We start from the raw sequence: 22289 nt of genomic DNA on the forward strand, positions 1-22289 counted from the left end.
CATCGTTTGACCGGGCGCCGGGCCCACTTTTCCGCACGATGCGCTAATCGATCTTCTCGGACAGCAGGCCTTCGACGAACTCCTGAAGTCCCACGAGCCGGTCCCGCTTGAGGCGCTCCGCCGTCTGGATGGCCTTGAGCTTCTCGAAAGACTCGCCCAGATCCTCGTTGACGATCACGTAGTCGTATTCGACCCAGCGCTCCATCTCGATACGGGCATTGGCGAGACGCTTGGCGATCACCTCGGGGGCATCCTCCGCCCGGCGCTCAAGGCGAGCCTTCAGCTCCCTGAAGCTCGGGGGAAGGACGAAGACGGTCACCACATCGTCCGGCAGCTTCTGCCGGACCTGACGGGTGCCCTGGTAGTCGATGTCGAAGATCATGTCCTGGCCGCCCGCGAGGGTCTTCTCGACGAGCTTGCGCGGCGTGCCGTAGAAATTCCCGTGCACCTCGGCCCATTCCAGCAGTTCGTCGCGCTCGCGCATCGCCTGGAACTCGTCCACGCCGATGAAGTAATAGTGCTTTCCCTCGATCTCCGACGGCCGCTTGGGGCGCGTGGTGACGGAGATGGAAAGCGCGCCCGCGCGATCCTCCACGAGGCTGCGGGTGAGCGTTGTCTTTCCGGCGCCGGACGGCGAGGACAGAATGAGGATGAGGCCGCGACGTCCGACCATGGGCTTCGAATCTTGGCTCACCACATTACTCCACGTTCTGAACCTGCTCGCGGAATTGCTCGATTACGGCCTTCAATTCAAGACCAATCCTGGACAGAGACACATCATTGGCTTTGGCGCAGAGCGTGTTGGCCTCGCGGCCGAACTCCTGCGCCAGGAAATCGAGCCGGCGTCCGACCGGGCCGCCCTCCTCCAACAGGCCGCGGGCGGAATCCACATGGGCGCGCAGGCGGTCGATCTCCTCGCGGATATCGGCGCGGGCGGCAATGAGCACCGCCTCCTGGTGCAGACGAGCCGGGTCGAGGGCAGCCTTGCCGTCGAGGAGCTCTGCGATCTGCGCTTCGAGGCGCGCACGAATGGCATCCGGCTGGCGTGCCGGGCATGCTTCCGCGTCGCTCACGAGCCCGGCGATCGCGTCGAGCTGCCGGTTCAGGACGGAGGCGAGCGCCTGGCCTTCGTTCAGCCGGGCGGCTTTCAGCGCCTGGATCAGATGGGTGATGCCGCCCTTGAGCGCTTCGGTCAGCGCCTCGTCCTGCCCGGGATCCACGGCGTCCTCGTCGAGTTCCACGACGCCGCGGACGGCGAGAAGACCGTCGAGGGAGGCCGGTTTCACATTGTCCGGGAGGGACAGCCCGCCGACGGCGGAGAGAAGGGACTGCAGCACCTCCTGATTGACCCGGAGCCTGGGCGCGGTCGATGCCCTGGACATCGAAAGGTTGAGTTGCCCCTGCCCGCGGGTGAGCGCCTTGAGGATCAGGCCGCGAGCCTCCTCGCCCACGGCGTCGAGCCCGGACGGCGTCCTCACGCGCACTTCGAGACCCCGTCCATTGACGGTCTTGAGCTCCCAGGCCCATTGGTAAGGACCGGTCACACCGGCTTCGCGGGCAAAGCCGGTCATGCTTGCAATCGACATGCACTGAACCTCAGGCGTCATTCATCACGAAAATCGGCGCGACCATAGCGCATCGCGCAAAAATGTGGATCCGATTATTGGCGGGTCAGGGCCTTCGAAGCGCGACCCGACGGATGCGCGGCCTGAAAAGCGGCACGAATGCCGAAGCCTGCGGCCGGCCCGGTCGCGCAGGATCAGGGCTGGGTGAGGACCGGAACGTTCTTCGGGTTCGTCAGATCGAAGGTCTTGTTCTTGAGCGGATCCTTGTCCGTGCCCTCGCTCGCATCGAAGCCCCGGGCCCGCTTGCCGCCGGCGCCGGTCGCGGTCCGAACCCCGGACGGCAGGGCGCTGGCCGTCCCGCGCAGCTCGGACAGCCCATCGTCGAGCGCACCGGATTGCCCCGGAGCGGCAGGCTGGACGGGTGCATCGGGATCCACGATCCGGTCGACCGCATCGCTGTCGGTCGCAGGCTTGTTCTTTTCGATCTGGCGCCAGCGGCTCACGTTGCGCTGGTGCTGCTCGTAGGTCTCGGCGAAGGCATGGCCGCCCGAACCGTCGGCGACGAAATAGAGGTCCTTGGTTCGCGACGGATTGGCCACGGCTTCGAGCGCCGCCCGTCCGGGGTTGGCGATGGGCCCGGGAGGCAGGCCCTCGATCACGTAGGTGTTGTAGGGCGTTGCCGTCTCGATCTCCGTGCGCAGGATTCCGCGCCCCAGAGTGCCTTTGCCCCCGACCAGCCCATAGACGATGGTGGGGTCCGACTGGAGCTTCATGCGTTTCAGGAGGCGGTTGATGAACACGCCCGCGACGCGGGTGCGCTCGTCCGCCCGGCCGGTTTCCTTTTCCACGATGGAGGCGAGGATCACGAGTTCCTGCGGCGACCTGATCGGCAGGTCCGAGGACCGGCGCTGCCAGATCTGGTTGAGCATCTGCCGCTGGGCGGCCTGCATGGTGTTGATGATCTGCTGGCGGGTCGTGCCGCGCTCGAACTTGTAGGTGTCCGGAAGCAGGGTTCCCTCGCGCGGGGTCTCGGCGATGTCGCCGCTCAGGATCTCGTTCTCGTAGAGCCGGGCGACGATCTGATCGCTCGTGAGGCCCTCGGGAACGGTGACCGCGTGAAGGATCGCCTTGCCCTGGACGAGGGTATCGATGGCGTCCTGGATGCTCGCGCCCGCCTTGAACTGGAATTCGCCGGCCTTGAGCTGACCGCGCTGGCGGTTGATGAGCGCATAGGTTTCGAACAGCAGCGGCTGATTGATGACGCCTTCCTCCTTCAGGATCGAGGCGATGTCGCTCGTGCCGGTATTGCGTGGGATCAGCACCACCTTGTCGTTCTGAAGCGGCCCCTGGGCGGTGATCTCCCGCTCCAGCATCGTGAAGCCGAACACGCCCGCCAGGGCCAGGGCCACGATCAGCGTCAGCAGGCCGCTCATGAGTGCCAGCATGCCCCCGCGGCGCCGGCGGATCCGCGGCGGCGGCGGCGGCGCGAGCGACGGCTTCAGCGCCTCGCTCGGGGAGCGGGGCGCCAGGCGCGGCTGTTCCTGTCCCTGAAGCTCGGCCTCATGGTCAGAAATCAGGGTGCGTCTCTTTTTACGTCCGAACATCACGATGCTTTTCTGGTGCCGGCCGGGCCTCCCCCGACTCGTCCGACACCCTAGTGGTGATTATGGCGAAAAGCCGTAACGCAGAAGCGTTGTCCTCAGGCAACGCGTCGGAAGATCAGGGAAGCATTGGTTCCGCCGAAGCCGAAGGAGTTCGACAAGGCTACATCGACTTGCTTGCGCTTGGCCACCTTCGGCACGAGGTCGATCGCGGTTTCCACGGACGGATTGTCGAGGTTGATGGTCGGGGGAACGATGCCGTCGCGCATGGCGAGGAGCGAGAAGATCGCCTCCACGGCCCCCGCCGCGCCCAGCAGGTGCCCGATGGCCGACTTGGTGGACGACATGGTGAGCTTGCCCGCCGCATCGCCCATGATGCGCTCGATGGCCTTGAGCTCGATCTCGTCGCCGAGGGGCGTCGAGGTGCCGTGGGCGTTGACGTAGTCGATCTCGGAAACCTTGATGCCGGCGCGCTTGACGGCGGCCGACATGCAGCGATAGGCGCCGTCGCCGTCCTCCGACGGGGAGGTGATGTGGTAGGCGTCGCCCGACAGGCCGTAGCCGATGACCTCGCCGTAGATCTTCGCGCCGCGGGCCTTGGCGTGCTCGTACTCCTCCAGCACGACGACGCCTGCGCCCTCGCCCATGACGAAGCCGTCACGGTCCTTGTCGTAGGGGCGGGACCCCTTCTCGGGGCTGTCGTTGAAATTGGTCGAGAGCGCCCGGCAGGCGGCGAAGCCCGCGAGGGAGAGGCGGTTGACGGGCGATTCCGTTCCGCCGGCCACCATCACGTCGGCATCGCCGAGGGCGATCAGGCGGGCCGCGTCGCCGATGGCGTGGGCGCCCGTGGAGCAGGCCGTGACCACGGCATGGTTCGGTCCCTTGAGACCGTGCTCGATGGACACGTAACCGCCCGCGAGGTTGATCAGGCGGCCGGGAATGAAGAAGGGCGAGATGCGGCGCGGGCCGCGCTCGATCAGGGTTGCCGAGGCCTCGTAGATGCCGCCGATGCCCCCGATGCCGGAGCCGATCAGGACGCCCGTGGCGCATTGCTCCTCATAGGTCTTCGGGGCCCAGCCGGCATCGCGCAGAGCCTGCGTCGAGGCCGCCATCGCATAGACGATGAAGGGATCGACCTTGCGCTGCTCCTTGGGCTCCATCCACTCATCGGCATTGAACGTGCCGTTGCTGCCGTCCCCGACCGGAATCCGGCAGGCGATCTGGCAGGCGAGATCATCGACCTGGAAGTCCGTGATCTTCTTCGCGCCGCTTTGCCCCTCCACGAGGCGGGACCACGTGGCATCGACACCGCTGCCCAGCGGCGTGACCATGCCAAGACCTGTAACAACAACCCGGCGCATAACGTTCTACCCTATCGTTAAATAAAAATCGGGCGTCGGGTGGTTCACCCGACGCCCGCCGAAAGTTTAGGCTGCGTTCTTCTCGAGGAAGCGGATCGCGTCGCCGACCGTGACGATGGTTTCGGCGGCATCGTCCGGGATCTCGACGTTGAACTCTTCCTCGAACGCCATCACCAGCTCGACCGTGTCGAGGCTGTCCGCGCCCAGGTCGTCGATGAAGTTCGCGTTGTCCGTCACCTTGTCGGCCTCAACGCCCAGATGCTCGACAACAATCTTCTTCACGCGATCAGCGACGTCACTCATCGTTTTCTTCCTCAGTGGCTGCCGCCTCAGTAACGGGCGGATTAAAAAATCGAAATCGGATCAGCTGCTCAGCTGACAACGCTGAAACGGCTACCTTGCGCCGTGCAAAGCCGTATTTTTGTGCGCCGGTCAACCCCTTTGGCGTGATCGGGCTCATGCTTAACACAAGCTTATCATGTCTGGCGAGAGGCGAGCGGCACCTGCGAACAGATTCCGCCGGCCCCGCTAAGTGCCTTTAGAACATCGCCATTCCACCGTTCACGTGCAGGGTGTGCCCGGTCACATAGCCGGCTTCGCTCGACGCGAGATAGACCACCGAGGACGCGATTTCATCGCCCTGGCCCAGCCGTCCCATGGGAATGGTGCCCAGGATGCCTTCGCGCTGCTTTTCGTTGAGCACATCCGTCATCGGGGACTCGATGAAGCCCGGAGCGACCAGGTTCACGGTGATGTTGCGGCTCGCGACCTCGGCGGCGAGCGCCTTGGTCATGCCGATGAGGCCAGCCTTCGAGGCGGCGTAGTTGCCCTGCCCCGGATTGCCGGTCGAGCCCACCACGGAGCCGATATTGACGATGCGGCCGTAGCGGCGGCGCATCATGCCCTTCACGGCGGCGCGGGAGAGGCGGAACGCGGCCGTCAGGTTCACGGCGATCACCGTGTCCCATTCCTCGTCCTTCATGCGCATGAACAGATTGTCCCTGGTCACGCCCGCGTTGTTCACGAGGATGTCGAGCCCCTCCATCGCCGCTTCCGCGGCGGGAACGAGCGCTTCGACGGAATCCTTGTCGCCAAGGTTGGCCTCGACCACATGGACCCGCTCGCCGAGCGAGGCGGCGAGCTCGTCGAGGGCGGCGCGGCGGGTGCCGGAGAGAGTCACGGTGGCGCCCCGGGCATGCAGCGCGCGGGCGATGGCGCCGCCGATTCCGCCGGTGGCTCCGGTGACGAGAGCCTTGCGGCCGGTCAGATCGAACATGGAGGCTCTCCTCTATTAGCCTTGCAGGGTAGCTTTGAAGGCGGCGACATCCTCGGGCGTGCCGATGGCGCTGGCGGTCGCGCCCGCGGCGATGCGCTTCACGAGACCGGTCAGGACCTTGCCCGACCCGACCTCATGAAAGGCCTCGACGCCCTGAGAGGCCATGAAGGCCACGCATTCGCGCCAGCGGACCGTGCCGGTGACCTGGCGGACCAGGGCGTCGCGGATCGCATCCGGGTCCGTGATCGGCGCGGCCTCCACATTGGCCACCACGGGGATTGCGGGAGCCTTTACGGCCACTCCGGCCAGCGCCTCGCGCATGGCGTCGGCGGCAGGCTGCATGAGGGCGCAATGGAAGGGGGCGGACACGGCCAGCATCACGGCGCGCTTGGCGCCCTTCTGCTGGGCGATCGTCACCGCGCGCTCGACGGCCGCCTTATGGCCGGAAACCACTACCTGGGCGCCGCCATTGTCGTTGGCCGCATCGCAGACCTCACCCTGAGCCGCCTCACGGGCGACCTCGAGGGCCGTGTCGTATTCGAGGCCGAGAAGAGCCGCCATGGCGCCCTGCCCCACCGGCACGGCATTCTGCATGGCGTTTCCGCGAATCCGCAGGAGGCGGGCCGTATCGGCGATCGAGAGGCTGCCGGCGGCGGCGAGCGCCGAATATTCGCCGAGCGAGTGCCCGGCGACATAGGCGGCATGCTCCCTGAGCCCGAGCCCGGCTTCGGCCTCCAGCACGCGCATGGCGGCGAGGCTCACGGCCATCAGAGCGGGCTGCGTGTTCGCGGTCAGGGTCAGCTCCTCGGCGGGTCCCTCCCACATGAGGGTGGACAGCTTCTGCGAGAGAGCCTCGTCCACCTCGTCGAATACGGCTTTGGCCGTGCGGAAGTTGTCGGCGAGGGCTTTGCCCATGCCCACGGCCTGGCTTCCCTGGCCCGGGAAAATGAATGCGCGCTTCATCGGGAGCGGAACCTTTATTGCGTCGAATCCGCGCGGAACTGGCACCCGCAAGCCCTGGAGTCAAGGCACAGAGGTCGTTTGAAGGTCTCAGGCGGCCTCAGATGTGCCGCCTCCATCCCCTGAGAAGATTGCGGTCGATCTTCGACCGGATGACGAAAAACCGGCTCCAGAGGAGCCTGCCCCGGCGCATAACCCCTTGCAGACAATCATTCAAATAATGCATTCGCCCCTCGCAATTCATATGTTACAACATACTATAAACAAACTCGCGAAAACGTGCGACTCCGCACGTGGCGGGCGGTTTCGGGTTTAAGTCCCTGTTTCGGAACGCATCCTCTTGAGTTCTTGCTCTTGTGTTCTTGGAGCATCCGTTGTATCCGGTCACCCTTCCGATATTCCTTTGAACCTGAAGAAGGAGCCCCTGCATGGCTCGCGTGACCGTCGAAGACTGCATCGACAAGGTCGACAACCGGTTTGAGCTCGTGCTGCTGGCCAGCCACCGCGCCCGCCTGATTTCCTCGGGCTCGCCGCTCACCATCGACCGCGACCGTGACAAGAACCCCGTCGTGGCTCTCCGCGAGATCGCGGACGAGACCATCGCTCCCGACGACCTCAAGGAGCAGCTCATCCACTCCATGCAGAAATATGTCGAGGTGGACGAGCCGGAGGCCGAGGCCGTTCCCATGCTGGGCAACACCGCAGCCGCCACCGGCAGCGACAATGATGCCGACGTCCAGTTCGACCGCATGAGCGAGGAAGACCTGCTCCGCGGCCTGGAGGGCCTCGTGCCCCCGAGCAACAACAGCTCGGACGACGACGAGCGTGAATAACGGTTCGAACCTGTGATTTTTCGAAAAGCCCGGCCCTCAGCCGGGCTTTTTTCATGCCTCTTAACCACGGCGTGGATTTGCCGCCTGCGGCAAGGTATTCCGCTTGCGGTCAGAAGTCCTGGTACAATATTCTTTAGTATTGCCCAATTTTAGCCTGACAGACCGATTTGAGGAGATGGCGGCCGCATGATGCGCCAGTACGAACTTGTCGAGCGGGTGAAGCGCTACAACCCCTCGGCTGACGAGGCGCTTCTCAACCGCGCATACGTTTATGCCATGATGGCGCATGGCAACCAGAAGCGCGCATCCGGCGACCTGTTCTTCGGCCATCCCCTCGAAGTCGCCGCGATCCTCACCGACATGAAGCTCGACGAGGCGACCATCGCGGCGGCCGTGCTCCACGACACGGTGGAAGATACCGAAGCGACCCTGGAGGAGATCAACAAGACCTTCGGCACGCAGATCGGGGCGCTCGTCGACGGCCTGACGAAGATCAAGCGCCTGGACCTCGTCTCCAAGCGCGCCGCCCAGGGCGAGAATTTCCGCAAGCTTCTGCTGGCCATCGCGGACGATGTGCGCGTGCTTCTGGTCAAGCTCGCCGACCGCCTGCACAATATGCGCACCCTCGGCTTCATGCCCCCGGAGAAGCGCCAGCGCATCGCGCAGGAAACCCTGGAGATCTACGCCCCTCTCGCCGGACGCATGGGCATCCAGGAGATGCGCGAGGAGCTGGAGGAACTGGCCTTCCAGAACCTCGACCCGGAAGCCTATGAGGCCATCAACAGGCACCTGCACGAACTGACGGCCAAGAGCGAGAAGCTCGTCGAGGAGATCGAGCGGACGCTCACCACCAAGCTGAGGGCCCAGGGCATCGACGCGCAGGTGACGGGACGTCAGAAGCGCCCCTATTCGATCTGGCGCAAGATGGAGCGCAAATCCGTCTCCTTCGAGCAATTGTCCGATATCTTCGCCTTCCGGATCATCGTCGGCACCGTCGACGAATGCTACCGCGCGCTCGGCATCGTCCATACCAGCTGGCCCATGGTTCCGGGTCGCTACAAGGACTACATCTCGACGCCCAAGCAGAACGACTACCGCTCGATCCACACCACGGTGATCGGCCCCGGCAGCCAGCGCGTCGAGCTTCAGATCCGCACGGAGGTGATGGACCAGGTCGCCGAATACGGCATCGCGGCCCATGCCCTGTACAAGGAGGGCGTGAACGACAATTCCCGCCTCGCCACGGAAAGCCGCGCCTATCAGTGGCTGCGGCGCACGATCGACCTCCTTGCGGAAGGCGACAATCCGGAAGAGTTCCTCGAGCATACGAAGCTCGAACTCTTCCATGACCAGGTCTTCTGCTTCACGCCGAAGGGCCGCCTCATCGCCCTTCCGCGCGGTGCGACGCCGATCGATTTCGCCTATGCGGTGCACACGGATGTCGGCAACACGGCGGTCGGCTGCAAGATCAACGGGCGCATGTCGCCGCTGCTCACCGAGCTTCAGAACGGCGACGAGGTGGAGATCGTCCGCGCCGAAGGGCAGACACCGCCCGCGGCCTGGGAATCCCTCGTGGTCACCGGCAAGGCCCGCGCCTCGATCAGGCGCGCCACGCGCGCAGCCGTCCGGCGCCAGTATACGGGCCTCGGCCATCAGATCCTCGAGCGCGCCTTCGAGCGCGCGGGCAAGAGCTTCTCGGACGAGAAGCTCAAGGGCGCCCTGCCCCGGCTGGCGCGCGTTTCCGTGGAGGACGTGCTGGCGGCGGTGGGCCGGGGCGAGATGTTCTCCGGCGACGTGGTGCGCGCCGTCTATCCCGACTACAAGGAAGAGCGCCGCACCGGAACGGACGGCAGGGCGATGGGCCAGCCGGACGGCGTGGGCGCGCGCCCGACCGGCGAACAGACGGACGGCATCCCGATTCGGGGCCTCAACAGGGACATGCCGATCCGCTTCGCCCCGGAAGGCGGGGCCGTGCCGGGCGACCGGATCGTCGGCATTCTGACTCCCGGCCAGGGCGTCACCATCTATCCCATTCAGTCCCCTTCGCTCGCCGATTTCGACAACGAGCCGGACCGCTGGATCGACGTGCGCTGGGATCTCGAAACCGGCTCGACCCAGCGCTTTCCGGCGCGCATCAAGCTGCAATCGATCAACGAACCGGGGTCGCTCGCGCAGATCGCGCAGGTCATCGCGGATCATGACGGCAACATCGACAACGTGAACATGAAGCGGCGCACGCAGGACTTCACCGATGTCACCATCGACTTGACCGTCTGGGACCTGAAGCATCTCAATGCGATCATCGCGGAACTGCGCGCCAAGCGCGTCGTCAGCCGCGTCGACCGCGTGACCGGATAATCGCCCATGCCGGCCAAGCCGCTCATCGCCGTCATCATGGACGAGAACACTAGCGCATCGTGCGAAAAAGTGGCTCCGGTTTTTCGCGAGAACGATGCGCTCTTTCCAAGAAGGGAGCATCGGATTCGATCCCAAAAGTGGATTCCACTTTTGGGTCCGATGCTCTAGCGTCGACGGCACGCGCTACGACATGACGAAGAAGTACTTCGTCGCCGTTCACGGTGCCGGCGGCCTGCCTTTCGGCATTCCGTATGTCATGGACATGGTCGAAACCGTGGTCGACGCGTTCGACGGCTTCATGAGCGTGGGCGGCCGCTTCGCCTTTCCGAACGAATGGTTCGCCGAAGGCCAGGTTTCCAAGGCCCCGCATTCCGAGCGGCTCGACGTGGAACTCGCGCTCATGCGGGGCTTCCTCGAACGCGACAAGCCGGTGCTCGGCATCTGCAACGGCATGCAGGTTCTCGCGGGCCTGCACGGCTGCCGCCTCTCACCGGACGTGCGCGCGATGGGGCCGCATATCCTGGAACACGACAAGCGCGATCACCGGCATCCCGTCGCCATCGAAGACGATACCCGGCTGTTCCAAATCGTCGGGCGGCGCGAGCTTTCCGTGAACACCTTCCATCGGGAGGCCGTCATCGGGCTTTCGGATCGCGTGGTGGCGAGCGCCCATGCGGCGGACGGCGTGATCGAGGCGATCGAAGTTCCCTCCCGCCGTTTCGCGCTCGGGGTGCAATGGCATCAGGAATTGTTCGCAGGCCAGGACCACCCGGGCAATGCGATCTTCGAGGCGTTCATGCGGGCAGCCGAAAAGAGCTGAGCCCCTCCTTCCCGTCACGACCGGTGCGTCTGGATATGCATCGACGCCCAAAGTGCGGCCTGCGTGCGGTTCTTCGCCCGGACCTTGCGCAGGATGGACTTGACGTGGACTTTGACGGTCGCCTCGGTGATCTCGAGCCTGCGGGCGATGACCTTGTTCGATGCGCCCTCCGTCAGGCATTCGAGAACGGCTCTTTCGCGGGACGACAGCTCCTTTCCCCTGTCGAGATCGTGGGGAAGGCCCGGCCTTCGGAGGGTGGTCAGGACCGTCGCCGGGACGAGCGTTTCGCCCAGCATGACGAGGTCCAGCATCTTGAGAAGCGCTTCATGCGAGGTCGACATGTCGAGGCATGCCGCCGCCCCCGCATCGAACGCGATCAACATCCGCTGCGGATCGCACCGCTCGACGAACATGACGACCCGGGCGGATGGATTTTGCGCCAGGAGCGCCCGCACCTGCCGGCATGTTTCCCGATATTCCTCACCCGCGTTCGTGACCAGGAGCAGCGCCTCTCTCTGCGCTCCCAGCAACGGCCGCGCATCGTCGAGACTCGCGACGGAGAGAACGGGAGAATAGGCGCTCCCCGTCAGGATTTGCCTCACCCCCTCCCGGAGCAGGCCATTCGGCTCGATCAGGAGCGTCAGGACCTGCTCGGCGCCGCCGCGCTCTCCGGCTTTTCCTGCCGCCTGAGCGTGACGGAGCGGCGAGCGGCTGCCGGCACGGCCGATCCGGGCATGAGCGCCCATGATGACGGATGCTCTGGTCGCCTGAAAGCCGCCGGGTTCATCGCCCCTCTTTCCCGTCCCCGCGGGGAGTTCGACATTTCGTATTCTCATGGCTCTGGTCCTCATGTCCGGCCGCAGATAAGGCAGGCGGACCCGCACGACGCCTCGAGCGCGGATCCCGCCCGGCTGCCCGAGACAGGCCCCCTTGGCGTGGTGTAGATGGAACGTCATATCGTTTTTCAAGTGCGCCTCCACACAAGGACGACAGGCACCGGGAGGCCCCCCGGCGTTGGTCCCGGCGCGAACGCCCTTGCGTCTCGGCAGTTCACCTGCCACACAGCGCTGACGCAGGAGACCTGAGCCATGACCCCGAACGACATCCTCGACGAATTCCGCTCCGCCGGCGCCTTGCTCGAAGGGCACTTCGTCCTCTCGTCGGGCCTGCACAGCCCGGTCTTCCTGCAGAAGATGTTCGTGTTCCAGGACCCCGCCCGCACGGAGCGGGTCTGCCGGGCCCTCGCCGACAAGATCCGGCAGGCCTTCGGGAGCGTCGATTACGTGGTCTCCCCGGCCGTCGGCGGAATCGTTCCCGGCTATGAAACGGCCCGGCATCTCGGCGCCAAGGCGATCTTCGTGGAGCGCGAGAACGGCGTCTTCACCCTGCGGCGGGGCTTCACGATTCCGGAAGGAGCGCGTGTCGTGATGGTCGAGGACATCGTGACGACCGGCCTCTCGTCGCGGGAATGCCTGGCGGCCCTTAAGGACTATCCGGGGACCCTCCTGGGCGCCGCCTGCCTGATCGACCGTTCCGGCGGCAGGGCGGATCTCGGCGCGCCCCTCGTGTCCCTGGTCCAGCTCGACATTCCGGCCTACGAGCCCGACAAGCTGCCGCCGGAACTCGCCGCTCTTCCGGCGGTCAAACCCGGCAGCCGAAGCCTCAAATCGTAAAAATTGTTGATTTTTCAGTAGAAGGCTTGACGGCCCCCTTTCCGCCACCTTGACTCTTTTCTTTTACTCACCATTAAGTATTCGAGCTTGTGGTTTTTACTCGTCTAAAGGGTTGATAACAGCCTGTTCTCGGGCACGTCCTGTTCTTGTTGCGCAATTGTATTGTCCGCATAAATAATAGATGTCGCTGCGACCGATTGGGTTGTTATGCTGCCCAGGCAGACACAAAAAGAGAATACTTATGTCAGGCCAGCAGCGGATCGCACTCTTCATTGACGGAGCGAACCTTTACGCTACGACAAAGACACTTGGGTTCGATATCGACTACAAGCGTCTTCTGAAGGAATTCCAGGGTCGAGGCACGCTTGTGCGTGCGTTCTACTATACGGCGCTCGTGGAAGATCAGGAATACTCGTCCATCCGCCCGTTGATCGACTGGCTCGATTACAACGGCTATCGGGTGGTGACGAAGCCCACCAAGGAGTTCGTCGATTCGGCCGGTCGCCGTAAGGTGAAGGGCAATATGGATATCGAGCTCGCGATCGATGCGCTCGAGCTGTCGCCCTATATCGACCACATGGTGCTGTTCTCCGGCGACGGGGACTTCCGCTCGCTGGTCGAGGCCATGCAGCGCCGGGGCGTTCGCGTGTCCGTGGTCTCCACCATCACCACGCAGCCCCCGATGGTCGCCGACGAACTGCGCCGTCAGGCGGATGAGTTCCTCGACCTTTCGCAGCTCGCGTCCCGAATCGGCCGCGATCCCTCGGATCGGCCGCAGCGTGCGGCCGGCGAAGGCAACGACCGTCCCCGCCAGCAGCATCAACAGCAGCCCCGCAACGGAGCACTGGAGAGCCGCTATGGCATCCGGCAGGGCCAGGACGACGAGTTCGATCTCTGAGATCGCCGCTCCTAGCGCAAGCATTCTGACGGGATCGGAATGCTTGCTCTCTCTCTTTGATGACGCATCGTTCTTCGCGAAGAACCGGTTCCCACTTCTTCGCACGATGCGCTAGGAAAACGATGAAGCTCGGCCGGGTGCGACCCGGCCGTCGCCCCGCCCCGTGGCGGTCAAAGCGTTCCCGCCTCGACCTCGCAGTCCAGGCCGAGCGCGCCGGCGGTATTGCTGACCGTCGCCAGACATAGGTTGACCTGGCTCTCCGGAATGAACACGGCGAAACGGGTCACGTAGAGGCCGCCTTCCGCGCTGCCGAGCTTGCGGGCCTCCAGGCGCACGATGTTGGAATCGTACTGCTTGAACACTTCGGCGAGCCGCGCCACGAGGCCGAGCTGATCGCCGCCGCTGATCGTGATGCGATGCGTGATGCTGCCCGCGGGCCCCGGGCTGGGATCGAAGGCATAAGGAATGGCGCGAATCTCGGCACCGGCAAGATCCGGAAGCTGCCTGAGACCCGCCTCGATGTCGTCAGCCTCCAAACCCGCGGGCAATTCGCACAGGGCCACGAACTCCGCCCCGGAGCCCAGGGCCGAAAAGGTCGTATCTCTCAGGTTCACGCCGACATCGAACAGGTGCTCCGCAATCGCGGCGACAAGCCCGACGCGGTCGGGACCGAGAACGGAAACAAGAGCGACGGACGCCATACCAGATCCTCCCAGACAAAGGGTGGACTTAGAGCATCGGACCCAAAAGTGGATTCCACTTTTGGGATCAATTCGATGCTCCCCTGATAGAACAGCGCATCGTTCCGGCGAAAAACCGGGTCCACTTTTTCGCACGATGCTCCTTTTTTGGAGGAGCGCATCGTTCCGGCGAAAAACCGGGTCCACTTTTTCGCACGATGCGCTGGAGCGCTCCGGCGTCCTGTCAGCCCTTCTCGCGCATCAGGCGCGCCTTCTCGCGATTCCAGGTGCGCTGCTTGTCGGTCTCGCGCTTGTCGTGGAGCTTCTTGCCCCGGCCGAGCCCGAGCTCCACCTTCGCCCGCCCCCGATCGTTGAAATAGATCTTGAGCGGGATCACGGTGAAGCCCTCGCGCTGGGTCGCGCCGATGAGCTTGTCGATCTGGCGCTTGTGCAGCAGCAGCCGGCGCGGACGACGCGTCTCATGGTTGAAGCGGTTCGCCTGGAGGTATTCCGGGATATAGGCGTTGAAGAGGAAGAACTCCTCGCCCGACGGACCGGCATAGGCCTCCCCGATGGTGGCCTTGCCGGTGCGCAAGGACTTCACCTCCGTGCCGGTGAGCGCAATGCCCGCCTCGTAGGTATCGACGATCTCATAATTGAACCGCGCCTTCCGGTTGTCCGCGACGACGCGGTTGGCGCTCTTCGGAGCTTTGGACATCGGTTCTTCAGGTGTTGATCAGACCCGCATGAACCATCGCCGAACGCACCGCCTGCTTCGTTCCCTCGGAAACGGGAATGAGCGGCAGGCGCACATCGTCCTGCATCAGGCCGAGAATGGAAGCGGCGTGCTTCACGGGCGACGGATTGGTTTCGAGGAAAAGGTTGGTGTGGAGCGGCATGAGGCGGTCCTGGATCCTCAGTGCCGTTGCGTAATCGCCCTTCAGGCAGGCCTCCTGCATGTCGGCGCAAAGGCGTGGGGCCACATTGGATGTAACGGAAATGCAGCCGTGGCCGCCATGGGCCATGAAGCCGAGAGCCGTCGCGTCCTCACCCGAGAGCTGGATGAAATCGGGCCCCATGACCTGGCGCTGCTGGCTGACGCGGGCGATATTCGCGGTCGCGTCCTTCACGCCCGCGATGTTCTTGAGCTCGAAGAGACGCGCCATGGTCTCGACCGACATGTCGATGACGGAGCGGGCGGGGATGTTGTAGATGATGATCGGAATGCCGATCGCGTCGTTGATCGCCTTGAAGTGCTGATAAAGGCCTTCCTGCGTCGGCTTGTTGTAGTAGGGCGTGACGATCAGCACCGCGTCGGCGCCGACCTTCTCGGCATGCCTGGAGAAGCCGATGGCCTCGTCCGTGCTGTTGGAGCCCGCGCCCGCGATCACCGGGACCCTGCCCTTCACCTCGTCGACGCAGATCTCGACGACCCGGTCGTGCTCCTTGTGGCTCAGCGTCGGGCTCTCCCCCGTGGTCCCGACCGGAACGACGCCGTGGGCGCCCTGATCGATCTGCCAGTTGATGAAGGCCCTGAAGGCGGCCTCATCCACGGCGCCATCCCTGAAGGGGGTCACCAGAGCCGTGATGGAGCCATTGAAGCGGGTCATGATAGTCCTCGAATAGAAGCGGCAAATCTGAAGCGGGCCAGTCGGTCACACATAAGGGCTGCGGCCCATCGGCGCAAACGAACCTTTGAGGTGTTGTCCTAACGCGGCACTTGGTGTTTCCTCAAGAGAAACGTCGTCATAACGAGAGGCGACGACACGGGGGGTGAGCGGGTGAACCTCACAATGCGCCGTTCGATGGCTCTTCTGGCGTCCGTCGCCGTGTTCCAATTGTCCGCTCTCCCCGTTCACGCAGGCGAAATGCCGGCCGGCTCGCCCGTCCCGCCCGCCCTGGAGAGCTTCAGGCCTCCCTCCACGGCCATGGGAGACCTGGAACAGCTGCCGCTGATCTTCAAGGCCTATCGGGCCAACGATCCGACCGAGGCCGCGATCCTGCAGTCGAAACTCACGGATCCGGCCGCGCAGGCGGCCGCGGAATGGTTCGCCATCCGCAGCGGCCTCCCCCTCGGTTACGAGCGGATCATGGCCTTCCGGCGCGATTTTCCGGACTGGCCCATGACGTCGCAGCTCCGCCGGCGGCTGGAGGTCACCTTTCTGGCCGAGCGCCGCTCGAATGCGCAGATCCGCGTCTTTTTCGACAAACGTCCGCCCGTCACGCCGGCCGGACGCATTGCGCTGGGCCTCGCGCTCAAGGGAGACGGCCTCGACAAGGAGGCCGCGGATCTGATCCGCTTCGCGTGGCGGGAGGATACCTTCGGAAGCGACACCGAGCGCCGGATCCTCGACCAGTTTCCGGATCTCCTCACCCGGGCCGACCACCGCTACCGCATGGAGCGCTACCTCCTGAAGGAGAACTGGGGCGCCGCCCAGCGCGCCGCCGAACTCGCCGGCAAGGATTACGTCACCCTGGTCAAGGCCCGCATGGGCCCGTTCCAGGGTAAGAAGAAGGCCGACAAGGCCTTCGCGGCGGTTCCCGCCCCGCTCAGGACCGATCCGTCCTACCTGTTCTCCCGCGCCCTCTTTCAGCGCCGGGCGAACAACATGGCGGAGGCGGCCAGGATCATCATGCAGGCTCCCCGCGATCACGAGCTTCGCGTGGACGGGGACGAATGGTGGGCCGAGCAGCGCCGGATCGCCCGGGAGCTCCTCGACAAGGGCGACGCCAAGACCGCCTACATGGTGGCGAGCCACCACTCGGCCGAATCCCCCGCGGAGCAGATCGAGGCGGAGTTTCATGCGGGCTGGATCGCGCTTCGCTTCCTGAACGACCCGGAAACGGCCGCGAAGCACTTCGCGACCGCATCCCAGGCCGCCTCCACGCCGATTTCCCTGTCGCGCGCCGCCTATTGGCAGGCCCGCGCGGCGGAATCGGCAGGCGTCGCCGAGGACGCCAAGCACTTCTACACCCGGGCAGCCGGCTACCCGACCACCTATTACGGCCAGCTCGCCCGCGACAAGCTGGGCGAAAGCGTGTCCCTGCGCTCCGTCGAGCCCCTGAAGGACGATGAGCGCAAAGCCTTCGAGGCGCTCGTTCCCGTGCGCGCCGTGCGCCTCCTGAATCAGATCGGCGAGCCGGAACTAGCCATCGGCGTTTACGCCGACCTCGCCCAGGTTCTGAACGATCCCGGGCAGCTCGATGCTCTCGCGGCGCTCGCCACGTCCCAGCACAATCCGCGCGCGGTCCTGGCGGTGGGCAAGATCGCCCTGCAACGGGGCTTCCCGCTCGATCAGCACGCCTATCCGATCGCGGCCATTCCGGATTTCCAACCGGTCGGCGACGAGGTGGAGGCGGCCATGGTCTATGCCATCGCGCGCCAGGAAAGCGCATTCAATCCCAAGGCGGTTTCGAGCGCGGGCGCGCGCGGGCTGATGCAGCTCATGCCGGCCACCGCCAAGCGCACCGCGCAGCGATTCGGCGTCGGGTTCGACCTGAACCGCCTGGTGGACGACCCCTCCTATAACGCGAAGATCGGCTCCGCCCATCTCGGAGAGCTGATGGAGGACTGGAAGGGCTCCTACATTCTCGCCTTCGCCTCCTACAACGCAGGCGGCGGCAATGTGAAGAAGTGGATCCGGAGCTATGGAGATCCCCGCCAGCCCGAAGTGGACATGATCGACTGGGTCGAGAGGATCCCGTTCCACGAGACCCGGAACTACGTGCAGCGGGTTATGGAAAACCTGCAGGTCTACCGGGCGCGATTGAAGGAGAAGCCGGTCTCGGAGAGCTCCGAGACGGCGGATGCGGCGAAGACCGCCTATTGAGGCGAACCGAGCCTTCGCGCCTCGTCCCTATCGGCCTTCTGCCGGATCCGAAGGGGCTCCCGGAGGCATGCGCCTGAACTCCGTCGGCCACACCCGCCTTCAGGTCATCCTCGGGCTCCTGCCGTCAGCGGTGCGCGTCGTGGGATACGCAGAACCGATTCCGCTCTCCCGCATGATGCACTGACATGAAAAAGAAAACCCCGGTGTTGCCACCGGGGTTTCCTCTAACCAATCGGGTTGAACCGATTAGAAGTCGCGCTGGACGCGCAGACGAGCGGTCCAGAAGTCGTCGTTGTCGACGCCAGCCGTATCGAAGTCGCGGTTGATGTACTGCACTTCGGCGCCCAGGGTCAGACCGGAAACCGGCGACCACAGGATGTTCGTGCCAACCTGCCACTCGTTGAAGTCGGACGGAGCAGCGATGGCGTTGCTGCCGTACTCGACCTTCGCATACGAAGCGAAGACGTTCTGGCGGATCTCGGGGGTCCAGTAGTGACGGATGCCACCGGCAACCTGCCAGCCCTTCGTGGTCTCGATGTCGCCGTTGACGTCGTAGAGAGCCTCGATCGGGTTACCGCCGCCGAAGCCGAGATAGCCGAGGGCGCCGTCAGCATAGGTCGCAGCGAGCCAGAGGTTGTCGCCAGCGCCGAGCATCGGGAGGTTGAAGTTGAACTGACCCGTCACGGCGAAGCCGTAGTTGGTATCATCCAGAACAACGCCAGGAACGCCACCGATCACAGCCACACGCGGCATGGCGCGGAGCTGGTGGAGAGCACCCGACAGCTGAGCGGAGCCCCAGGTGCCAGCGTAGCGGATGTTGGCCACAACGTCCGGAGAACGCTGACCAGCGATCAGGCCAGCGCCTTCGCCGACCACGTCGCCGGCGAGACCAGCGCGACCCGAGTAGCGGCCCTCTTCGAGCGACAGCGAGGCCGAGAAGCCGTTGCCGAACGAGAAGGTGTAGGCCAACAGGTTGACGTTCGGCTGATCCGACCAACGGACGCCCTGCATCGTCTGAGCGTCGATGTCGCCGTTGTCGAAGAAGGTCAGCGCGCGACCGGCGGTCAGGCCACCGAACTGCACGAAGGCCTGATCGACGTTCGGGTTCGTGTTGACGACGCCGGGAACGCCGTTGAAAGCGCCGGTGTCGCGGGTGATCTCGAAGCGAACGAACGTGCGCAGCAGACCGTAGGCCGTAGCGGTACGAGCGTCGAGCTGGATGCGGCCACGGGTACGGAAGCCGATCGAGTCGTCAACGCGACCGAGCGGGCCTTCCGGCTCGACGTAGATGTAGTCAGCGCGGACGCGGCCGCCGACGCGGAGGCAGGTTTCCGTGCCGGGGATGTAGAAGAAGCCTGCGCCGTAGGTGGAGCAGACGCGAACGTACTCAACAGGAGCAGCCTTCTTAACGGGAAGGTCAGCAGCCTGAGCCCCGGCAACAGCAGCAAGACCAGCAGCCGATCCGAGGAGAAGGCTCTTAACGAGCTTCATGATAAACCTCCAAAGTTTCGAGACCCTTGGGGGGTCGGGTTTTTGTGCTTTGAAGGCCGAAGCCCCAAACACCTCCCTTTTCCCCTAGTGATCTGATGGCCCGCCTTTTGGCTGGAGCCGATCAAATGACGACTGGGGTGCCCCCGTCGCTGGAGCCACATTAGCCAGAGCGATCCGCCAAGCAACCGAATGAAGGCATAAACTGGGCAACCTGGAGGGCTTTTCACCGGCATGTTGCACAAAGGCAACGATTTCGTTTCCGGCCGTTTACTGTTCGTAAAACTTTGAAGCCAAATCCTAACAAACCCTTAATTTGCAAGGGTTATTGGATGGAGCAAGGCAGCCACGACCATAGTCGCGAGCCCGTGTTTTGCGGGATCACGAAGGGGTGAGCCTGTGAATAAGTCTGTCCACAATTGGGGCGAAGAAGGGCGTCTCGGGTCAAAATTGAGAAGGCCGGGACATGCCCGGCCTTCGGAGAATCGCGTCGCTAGCGGCCGTCTCAGGCGGCGCTCGGCTTCAGGACGCCGCGCCGAATCTGGTCCTCCTCGATGGATTCGAAGAGCGCCTTGAAGTTGCCCTCGCCGAATCCCTCGTCGCCCTTGCGCTGGATGAACTCGAAGAAGATCGGGCCGATGGCCGTCTTGCCGAAGCGCTGTAGCAGCACTTTGGTGAAGCCGCCTTCCACGACACCCTCACCGTCGATGAGAATACCGTTCGTCTGCAGCCGCTCGATCGACTCCTCGTGGCTCGGGAGGCGCTTGTCGACGCGCGAATAATAGATGTCGTTCGGGGCGGGCATGAATTCGAGCCCGTTCGCGATCAGGGTCTCGATGGATTCGTAGAGATCGTGCGACCCCAGCGCCACGTGCTGGATGCCCTCGCCCTTGTATTCCTGCAGATACTCCTCAATCTGCCCGGTCTCGCCCGCATCCTCGTTGATCGGGATGCGGATCTTGCCGTCCGGGCTCGTCATGGCGCGCGAATGCAGGCCCGTCAGCTTTCCCTCGATGTCGAAATAGCGGATCTGGCGGAAGTTGAAGAGGCGCTCGTAGAAGCCCGCCCATTCGTTCAGTCTTCCGCGATAGACGTTGTGCGTCAGGTGATCGATGTAATAGAGGCCGACGCCCTTGGGCTTCGGATCCTTCTCGCCGAGCCATTCGAAATCGACGTCATAGATCGAACCCTTCGCGCCGTAGCGGTCGACGAAGTAGATCTGCAGCCCGCCGATTCCTTCGATGGCCGGGATCTCGAGTTCGTTGGGGCCTCTGTCCGTCTGTACCGGCTTCGCGCCCATGGAGAGCGCGCGGTCATAGGCATACTTCGCGTCGACCACGCGGAAGGCCATGGCCGGCGCCGAGGGGCCGTGCTGGCTGGCGAAGCGCTCGGCGAAAGAGCCGGGCTGCGCGTTGACGACGAAGTTGATGTCGCCCTGCCGGTAGAGCAGCACGTTCTTCGAACGGTGTCTGGCGACCAGGCTGAAGCCCATGGTCTTGAACAGCCGGTCGAGAGCCTGCGGGTCCGGGTGACAGAACTCCACGAATTCGAAGCCGTCGGTTCCCATCGGGTTGTCTTCGCTGATGGCCGGCGGCGGTGCGTCGTGCGGGAACGGTCCCATGGCTTTCCTCCTGTTGCGGATGCAGTCCCCCGGGGGCTGCTCCTCTTCATCATGCGCAGGACCGCGGGCGGTCCTTGCGCCCATTCATCGAACCGCGTCCGGCTGGCGTTCCGGCGCGGCATCCTGAAAGGCGGGGAGTTCGGCGCAGGCCGCGTCCACCGCGAGGATCTTCGGATAGGCGTCGAGCGGGATGTTGAAGCGCCGCGCGTTGGAGACCTGCGGCACGAGATAGAGATCGGCGAGCGTGACCTGCGTGCAGAAGGCGTAGGGGCCCGGCTCGATCAGCGCCTCGATGGCGTCGAAGCCGTCGCGCACCCAATGGGCATACCAGGCATCCACCGCGGCCTGGTCGTGCCCCAGAGTTCGCTTGAGATAGCGCAGGGGACCGAGATTGTTCAGCGGGTGAATATCGCAGCCGACGATGGCGGCGACGGCGCGCACCTTCGCGCGGTTCAGCGCATCGGCCGGCAGCAGGGGCGGATCGGGGTAGACCTCGTCGAGATATTCGAGAATGGCCGGGGACTGGATGAGAACGGGGCCGCCGAGATCAAGGGCCGGCAGGCGCCTCTGCGGATTGACGGCGCCGAACGCCGCCTCGCGCTGCTCGCCCTCGAGAAGATTCACCGGCACGGATTCGTAAGGCACGTTCTTCATGTTGAGCGCGATCCTGACCCGATAGGCCGCCGAGGAGCGGAAATAGGTATAGAGCTTCACTCTCGTGCCTCCCCTTCCGGCGTGAGCTGCCGCGCGTGACCGCTCAGGCGGTCGATGAGCGAGCCGAGGAGTTTCTGCTCCTCCTCCGTGAGCACGGACACGAAGCGCTCTTCGAAAGCGAGAGCCTCGGGAGCCAGGGCCTCGTAGATCTCCCGCCCCTCCCCGGTCAGTTCGAGCAGCTCCTCGCGCCGGTCGTCCTGGTTGGGGCGCCGGGCGATCAGCCCGCGCTGCTCCAGGGCGGCGACGGCCCGCGAGACGGTGGATTTGTGCATGACCGCATGGGCCGCGATGTCCCGGGCCGTCCGGAACTCGTATTGGCCGAGGGTCGCGACCACCCGCCAGGCCGGGATGGAGAGGCCGAAGCGCTCCGCGTAGATCTGCGCCAATGCGTTGGAGGCCAGGCTCGCCAGCACGTTGAGGCGATACGGCAGGAAGCGCTCCAGGACGACCATGGGGCTGGAAACAGACTGTGTCTTCGCTGCGGATTGCCGGGTCATGGTTGACAATAATTCGTTGCGCATGCAACTAATAGGTCAAATTCGTTGCACAAGCAACTAGATTTGCGGACCGAGTGGTCAATATCCATTCCACCGATCGGTTCCATTCCAGGG

General features: G+C 64.4%; 22 protein-coding genes. 6 read left to right on the forward strand and 16 right to left on the reverse strand.

Features of this window, described 5'->3' with window-relative positions; all coding sequences use genetic code 11:
* Positions 1-43: 43 nt before the first annotated feature.
* The 8 genes from gmk to fabD form a co-directional block, all read right to left on the reverse strand.
* Entirely contained in the window at positions 44-673 is a 630-nt protein-coding gene (gmk, locus tag RE429_RS15105) for a guanylate kinase (protein WP_414474217.1), read from the reverse strand.
* Between the two features lie 25 nt (positions 674-698).
* Positions 699-1586 (reverse strand): YicC/YloC family endoribonuclease, encoded by an 888-nt coding sequence (locus RE429_RS15110; RefSeq protein ID WP_414471553.1) that lies wholly within the window; start codon positions 1584-1586, stop codon positions 699-701.
* Between the two features lie 173 nt (positions 1587-1759).
* Positions 1760-3169 carry an endolytic transglycosylase MltG gene (gene mltG, locus RE429_RS15115; protein WP_414471554.1) on the reverse strand — a complete coding sequence of 470 codons (1410 nt, stop codon included), beginning with the start codon at positions 3167-3169 and terminating at the stop codon, positions 1760-1762.
* A gap of 95 nt (positions 3170-3264) precedes the next feature.
* A complete protein-coding gene (gene fabF, locus RE429_RS15120; RefSeq protein WP_370438176.1) occupies positions 3265-4527 on the reverse strand; it encodes a beta-ketoacyl-ACP synthase II in 1263 nt (420 codons plus the stop codon).
* 66 nt (positions 4528-4593) lie between these two features.
* Positions 4594-4830, reverse strand: coding sequence for an acyl carrier protein (locus RE429_RS15125; RefSeq protein ID WP_009764365.1), 237 nt, complete (start codon positions 4828-4830; stop codon positions 4594-4596).
* Entirely contained in the window at positions 4823-4987 is a 165-nt protein-coding gene (locus tag RE429_RS15130) for a hypothetical protein (RefSeq protein ID WP_370438177.1), read from the reverse strand. The genes RE429_RS15125 and RE429_RS15130 overlap by 8 nt, the downstream gene beginning before the upstream one ends.
* A gap of 78 nt (positions 4988-5065) precedes the next feature.
* On the reverse strand, positions 5066-5803 hold the full coding sequence (gene fabG, locus RE429_RS15135) for a 3-oxoacyl-[acyl-carrier-protein] reductase (RefSeq protein WP_414471555.1): 738 nt from the start codon (positions 5801-5803) through the stop codon (positions 5066-5068).
* A 15-nt stretch (positions 5804-5818) separates the two neighbouring features.
* Complete coding sequence (gene fabD, locus RE429_RS15140; RefSeq protein WP_414471556.1) at positions 5819-6766, reverse strand: ACP S-malonyltransferase; 948 nt, start codon at positions 6764-6766, stop codon at positions 5819-5821.
* A gap of 425 nt (positions 6767-7191) precedes the next feature.
* On the opposite strand from fabD, the gene rpoZ reads away from it, so the two are divergent.
* The 3 genes from rpoZ to RE429_RS15155 all read left to right on the forward strand — a co-directional run bounded on the left by rpoZ (position 7192) and on the right by RE429_RS15155 (position 10774).
* The gene (gene rpoZ, locus RE429_RS15145; protein ID WP_370438180.1) at positions 7192-7596 is read left to right on the forward strand and encodes a DNA-directed RNA polymerase subunit omega; all 405 of its coding nucleotides are present in this window, start codon (positions 7192-7194) and stop codon (positions 7594-7596) included.
* A gap of 186 nt (positions 7597-7782) precedes the next feature.
* Entirely contained in the window at positions 7783-9954 is a 2172-nt protein-coding gene (locus tag RE429_RS15150; RefSeq protein WP_414471557.1) for a RelA/SpoT family protein, read from the forward strand.
* Positions 9955-10144: 190 nt separating this feature from the next.
* A complete protein-coding gene (locus tag RE429_RS15155) occupies positions 10145-10774 on the forward strand; it encodes a gamma-glutamyl-gamma-aminobutyrate hydrolase family protein (protein ID WP_414471558.1) in 630 nt (209 codons plus the stop codon).
* 14 nt (positions 10775-10788) lie between these two features.
* Here RE429_RS15155 and RE429_RS15160 read toward each other — a convergent pair whose 3' ends face one another.
* Positions 10789-11610: a LuxR C-terminal-related transcriptional regulator gene (locus tag RE429_RS15160; RefSeq protein ID WP_414471559.1), complete on the reverse strand. Its 822-nt coding sequence runs from the start codon at positions 11608-11610 to the stop codon at positions 10789-10791.
* A 252-nt stretch (positions 11611-11862) separates the two neighbouring features.
* Here RE429_RS15160 and pyrE point away from each other — a divergent pair, with 252 nt between their 5' ends.
* The gene (pyrE, locus tag RE429_RS15165; RefSeq protein ID WP_414471560.1) at positions 11863-12447 is read left to right on the forward strand and encodes an orotate phosphoribosyltransferase; all 585 of its coding nucleotides are present in this window, start codon (positions 11863-11865) and stop codon (positions 12445-12447) included.
* Between the two features lie 241 nt (positions 12448-12688).
* Positions 12689-13345 carry an NYN domain-containing protein gene (locus tag RE429_RS15170; RefSeq protein WP_414471561.1) on the forward strand — a complete coding sequence of 219 codons (657 nt, stop codon included), beginning with the start codon at positions 12689-12691 and terminating at the stop codon, positions 13343-13345.
* Positions 13346-13515: 170 nt separating this feature from the next.
* Here RE429_RS15170 and RE429_RS15175 read toward each other — a convergent pair whose 3' ends face one another.
* From RE429_RS15175 to dapA, 3 genes are all read right to left on the reverse strand, one after another.
* A complete protein-coding gene (locus tag RE429_RS15175; RefSeq protein WP_414471562.1) occupies positions 13516-14046 on the reverse strand; it encodes a glycine cleavage system protein R in 531 nt (176 codons plus the stop codon).
* Positions 14047-14269: 223 nt separating this feature from the next.
* Complete coding sequence (smpB, locus tag RE429_RS15180; RefSeq protein ID WP_414471563.1) at positions 14270-14743, reverse strand: SsrA-binding protein SmpB; 474 nt, start codon at positions 14741-14743, stop codon at positions 14270-14272.
* A gap of 7 nt (positions 14744-14750) precedes the next feature.
* Positions 14751-15635: a 4-hydroxy-tetrahydrodipicolinate synthase gene (gene dapA, locus RE429_RS15185; protein ID WP_414471564.1), complete on the reverse strand. Its 885-nt coding sequence runs from the start codon at positions 15633-15635 to the stop codon at positions 14751-14753.
* Positions 15636-15818: 183 nt separating this feature from the next.
* Here dapA and RE429_RS15190 point away from each other — a divergent pair, with 183 nt between their 5' ends.
* Positions 15819-17855 carry a lytic transglycosylase domain-containing protein gene (locus RE429_RS15190; RefSeq protein ID WP_414471565.1) on the forward strand — a complete coding sequence of 679 codons (2037 nt, stop codon included), beginning with the start codon at positions 15819-15821 and terminating at the stop codon, positions 17853-17855.
* A 246-nt stretch (positions 17856-18101) separates the two neighbouring features.
* Here RE429_RS15190 and RE429_RS15195 read toward each other — a convergent pair whose 3' ends face one another.
* The 4 genes from RE429_RS15195 to RE429_RS15210 all read right to left on the reverse strand — a co-directional run bounded on the left by RE429_RS15195 (position 18102) and on the right by RE429_RS15210 (position 22175).
* Positions 18102-19346 carry a porin gene (locus tag RE429_RS15195; RefSeq protein ID WP_414471566.1) on the reverse strand — a complete coding sequence of 415 codons (1245 nt, stop codon included), beginning with the start codon at positions 19344-19346 and terminating at the stop codon, positions 18102-18104.
* A 502-nt stretch (positions 19347-19848) separates the two neighbouring features.
* A complete protein-coding gene (hppD, locus tag RE429_RS15200; protein WP_414471567.1) occupies positions 19849-20964 on the reverse strand; it encodes a 4-hydroxyphenylpyruvate dioxygenase in 1116 nt (371 codons plus the stop codon).
* An 84-nt stretch (positions 20965-21048) separates the two neighbouring features.
* Entirely contained in the window at positions 21049-21678 is a 630-nt protein-coding gene (gene maiA / locus RE429_RS15205; RefSeq protein ID WP_414471568.1) for a maleylacetoacetate isomerase, read from the reverse strand.
* The gene (locus tag RE429_RS15210; protein ID WP_414471569.1) at positions 21675-22175 is read right to left on the reverse strand and encodes a MarR family winged helix-turn-helix transcriptional regulator; all 501 of its coding nucleotides are present in this window, start codon (positions 22173-22175) and stop codon (positions 21675-21677) included. The genes maiA and RE429_RS15210 overlap by 4 nt, the downstream gene beginning before the upstream one ends.
* Between the last annotated feature and the right edge of the window lie 114 nt (positions 22176-22289).

The sequence above is a fragment of the Microvirga sp. M2 genome (assembly GCF_047497095.1).
In the GTDB taxonomy this organism is placed as follows: domain Bacteria; phylum Pseudomonadota; class Alphaproteobacteria; order Rhizobiales; family Beijerinckiaceae; genus Microvirga.

What these genes read in the sequence shown, in the direction of transcription:
- gmk (WP_414474217.1), bottom strand. Translation starts at nt 673, where the DNA reads ATGGTCGGACGTCGCGGCCTCATCCTCATTCTGTCCTCGCCGTCCGGC.
- RE429_RS15110 (WP_414471553.1), bottom strand. Translation starts at nt 1,586, where the DNA reads ATGTCGATTGCAAGCATGACCGGCTTTGCCCGCGAAGCCGGTGTGACC.
- mltG (WP_414471554.1), bottom strand. Translation starts at nt 3,169, where the DNA reads ATGTTCGGACGTAAAAAGAGACGCACCCTGATTTCTGACCATGAGGCC.
- fabF (WP_370438176.1), bottom strand. Translation starts at nt 4,527, where the DNA reads ATGCGCCGGGTTGTTGTTACAGGTCTTGGCATGGTCACGCCGCTGGGC.
- RE429_RS15125 (WP_009764365.1), bottom strand. Translation starts at nt 4,830, where the DNA reads ATGAGTGACGTCGCTGATCGCGTGAAGAAGATTGTTGTCGAGCATCTG.
- RE429_RS15130 (WP_370438177.1), bottom strand. Translation starts at nt 4,987, where the DNA reads ATGAGCCCGATCACGCCAAAGGGGTTGACCGGCGCACAAAAATACGGC.
- fabG (WP_414471555.1), bottom strand. Translation starts at nt 5,803, where the DNA reads ATGTTCGATCTGACCGGCCGCAAGGCTCTCGTCACCGGAGCCACCGGC.
- fabD (WP_414471556.1), bottom strand. Translation starts at nt 6,766, where the DNA reads ATGAAGCGCGCATTCATTTTCCCGGGCCAGGGAAGCCAGGCCGTGGGC.
- rpoZ (WP_370438180.1), top strand. Translation starts at nt 7,192, where the DNA reads ATGGCTCGCGTGACCGTCGAAGACTGCATCGACAAGGTCGACAACCGG.
- RE429_RS15150 (WP_414471557.1), top strand. Translation starts at nt 7,783, where the DNA reads ATGATGCGCCAGTACGAACTTGTCGAGCGGGTGAAGCGCTACAACCCC.
- RE429_RS15155 (WP_414471558.1), top strand. Translation starts at nt 10,145, where the DNA reads ATGACGAAGAAGTACTTCGTCGCCGTTCACGGTGCCGGCGGCCTGCCT.
- RE429_RS15160 (WP_414471559.1), bottom strand. Translation starts at nt 11,610, where the DNA reads ATGAGAATACGAAATGTCGAACTCCCCGCGGGGACGGGAAAGAGGGGC.
- pyrE (WP_414471560.1), top strand. Translation starts at nt 11,863, where the DNA reads ATGACCCCGAACGACATCCTCGACGAATTCCGCTCCGCCGGCGCCTTG.
- RE429_RS15170 (WP_414471561.1), top strand. Translation starts at nt 12,689, where the DNA reads ATGTCAGGCCAGCAGCGGATCGCACTCTTCATTGACGGAGCGAACCTT.
- RE429_RS15175 (WP_414471562.1), bottom strand. Translation starts at nt 14,046, where the DNA reads ATGGCGTCCGTCGCTCTTGTTTCCGTTCTCGGTCCCGACCGCGTCGGG.
- smpB (WP_414471563.1), bottom strand. Translation starts at nt 14,743, where the DNA reads ATGTCCAAAGCTCCGAAGAGCGCCAACCGCGTCGTCGCGGACAACCGG.
- dapA (WP_414471564.1), bottom strand. Translation starts at nt 15,635, where the DNA reads ATGACCCGCTTCAATGGCTCCATCACGGCTCTGGTGACCCCCTTCAGG.
- RE429_RS15190 (WP_414471565.1), top strand. Translation starts at nt 15,819, where the DNA reads ATGCGCCGTTCGATGGCTCTTCTGGCGTCCGTCGCCGTGTTCCAATTG.
- RE429_RS15195 (WP_414471566.1), bottom strand. Translation starts at nt 19,346, where the DNA reads ATGAAGCTCGTTAAGAGCCTTCTCCTCGGATCGGCTGCTGGTCTTGCT.
- hppD (WP_414471567.1), bottom strand. Translation starts at nt 20,964, where the DNA reads ATGGGACCGTTCCCGCACGACGCACCGCCGCCGGCCATCAGCGAAGAC.
- RE429_RS15210 (WP_414471569.1), bottom strand. Translation starts at nt 22,175, where the DNA reads ATGACCCGGCAATCCGCAGCGAAGACACAGTCTGTTTCCAGCCCCATG.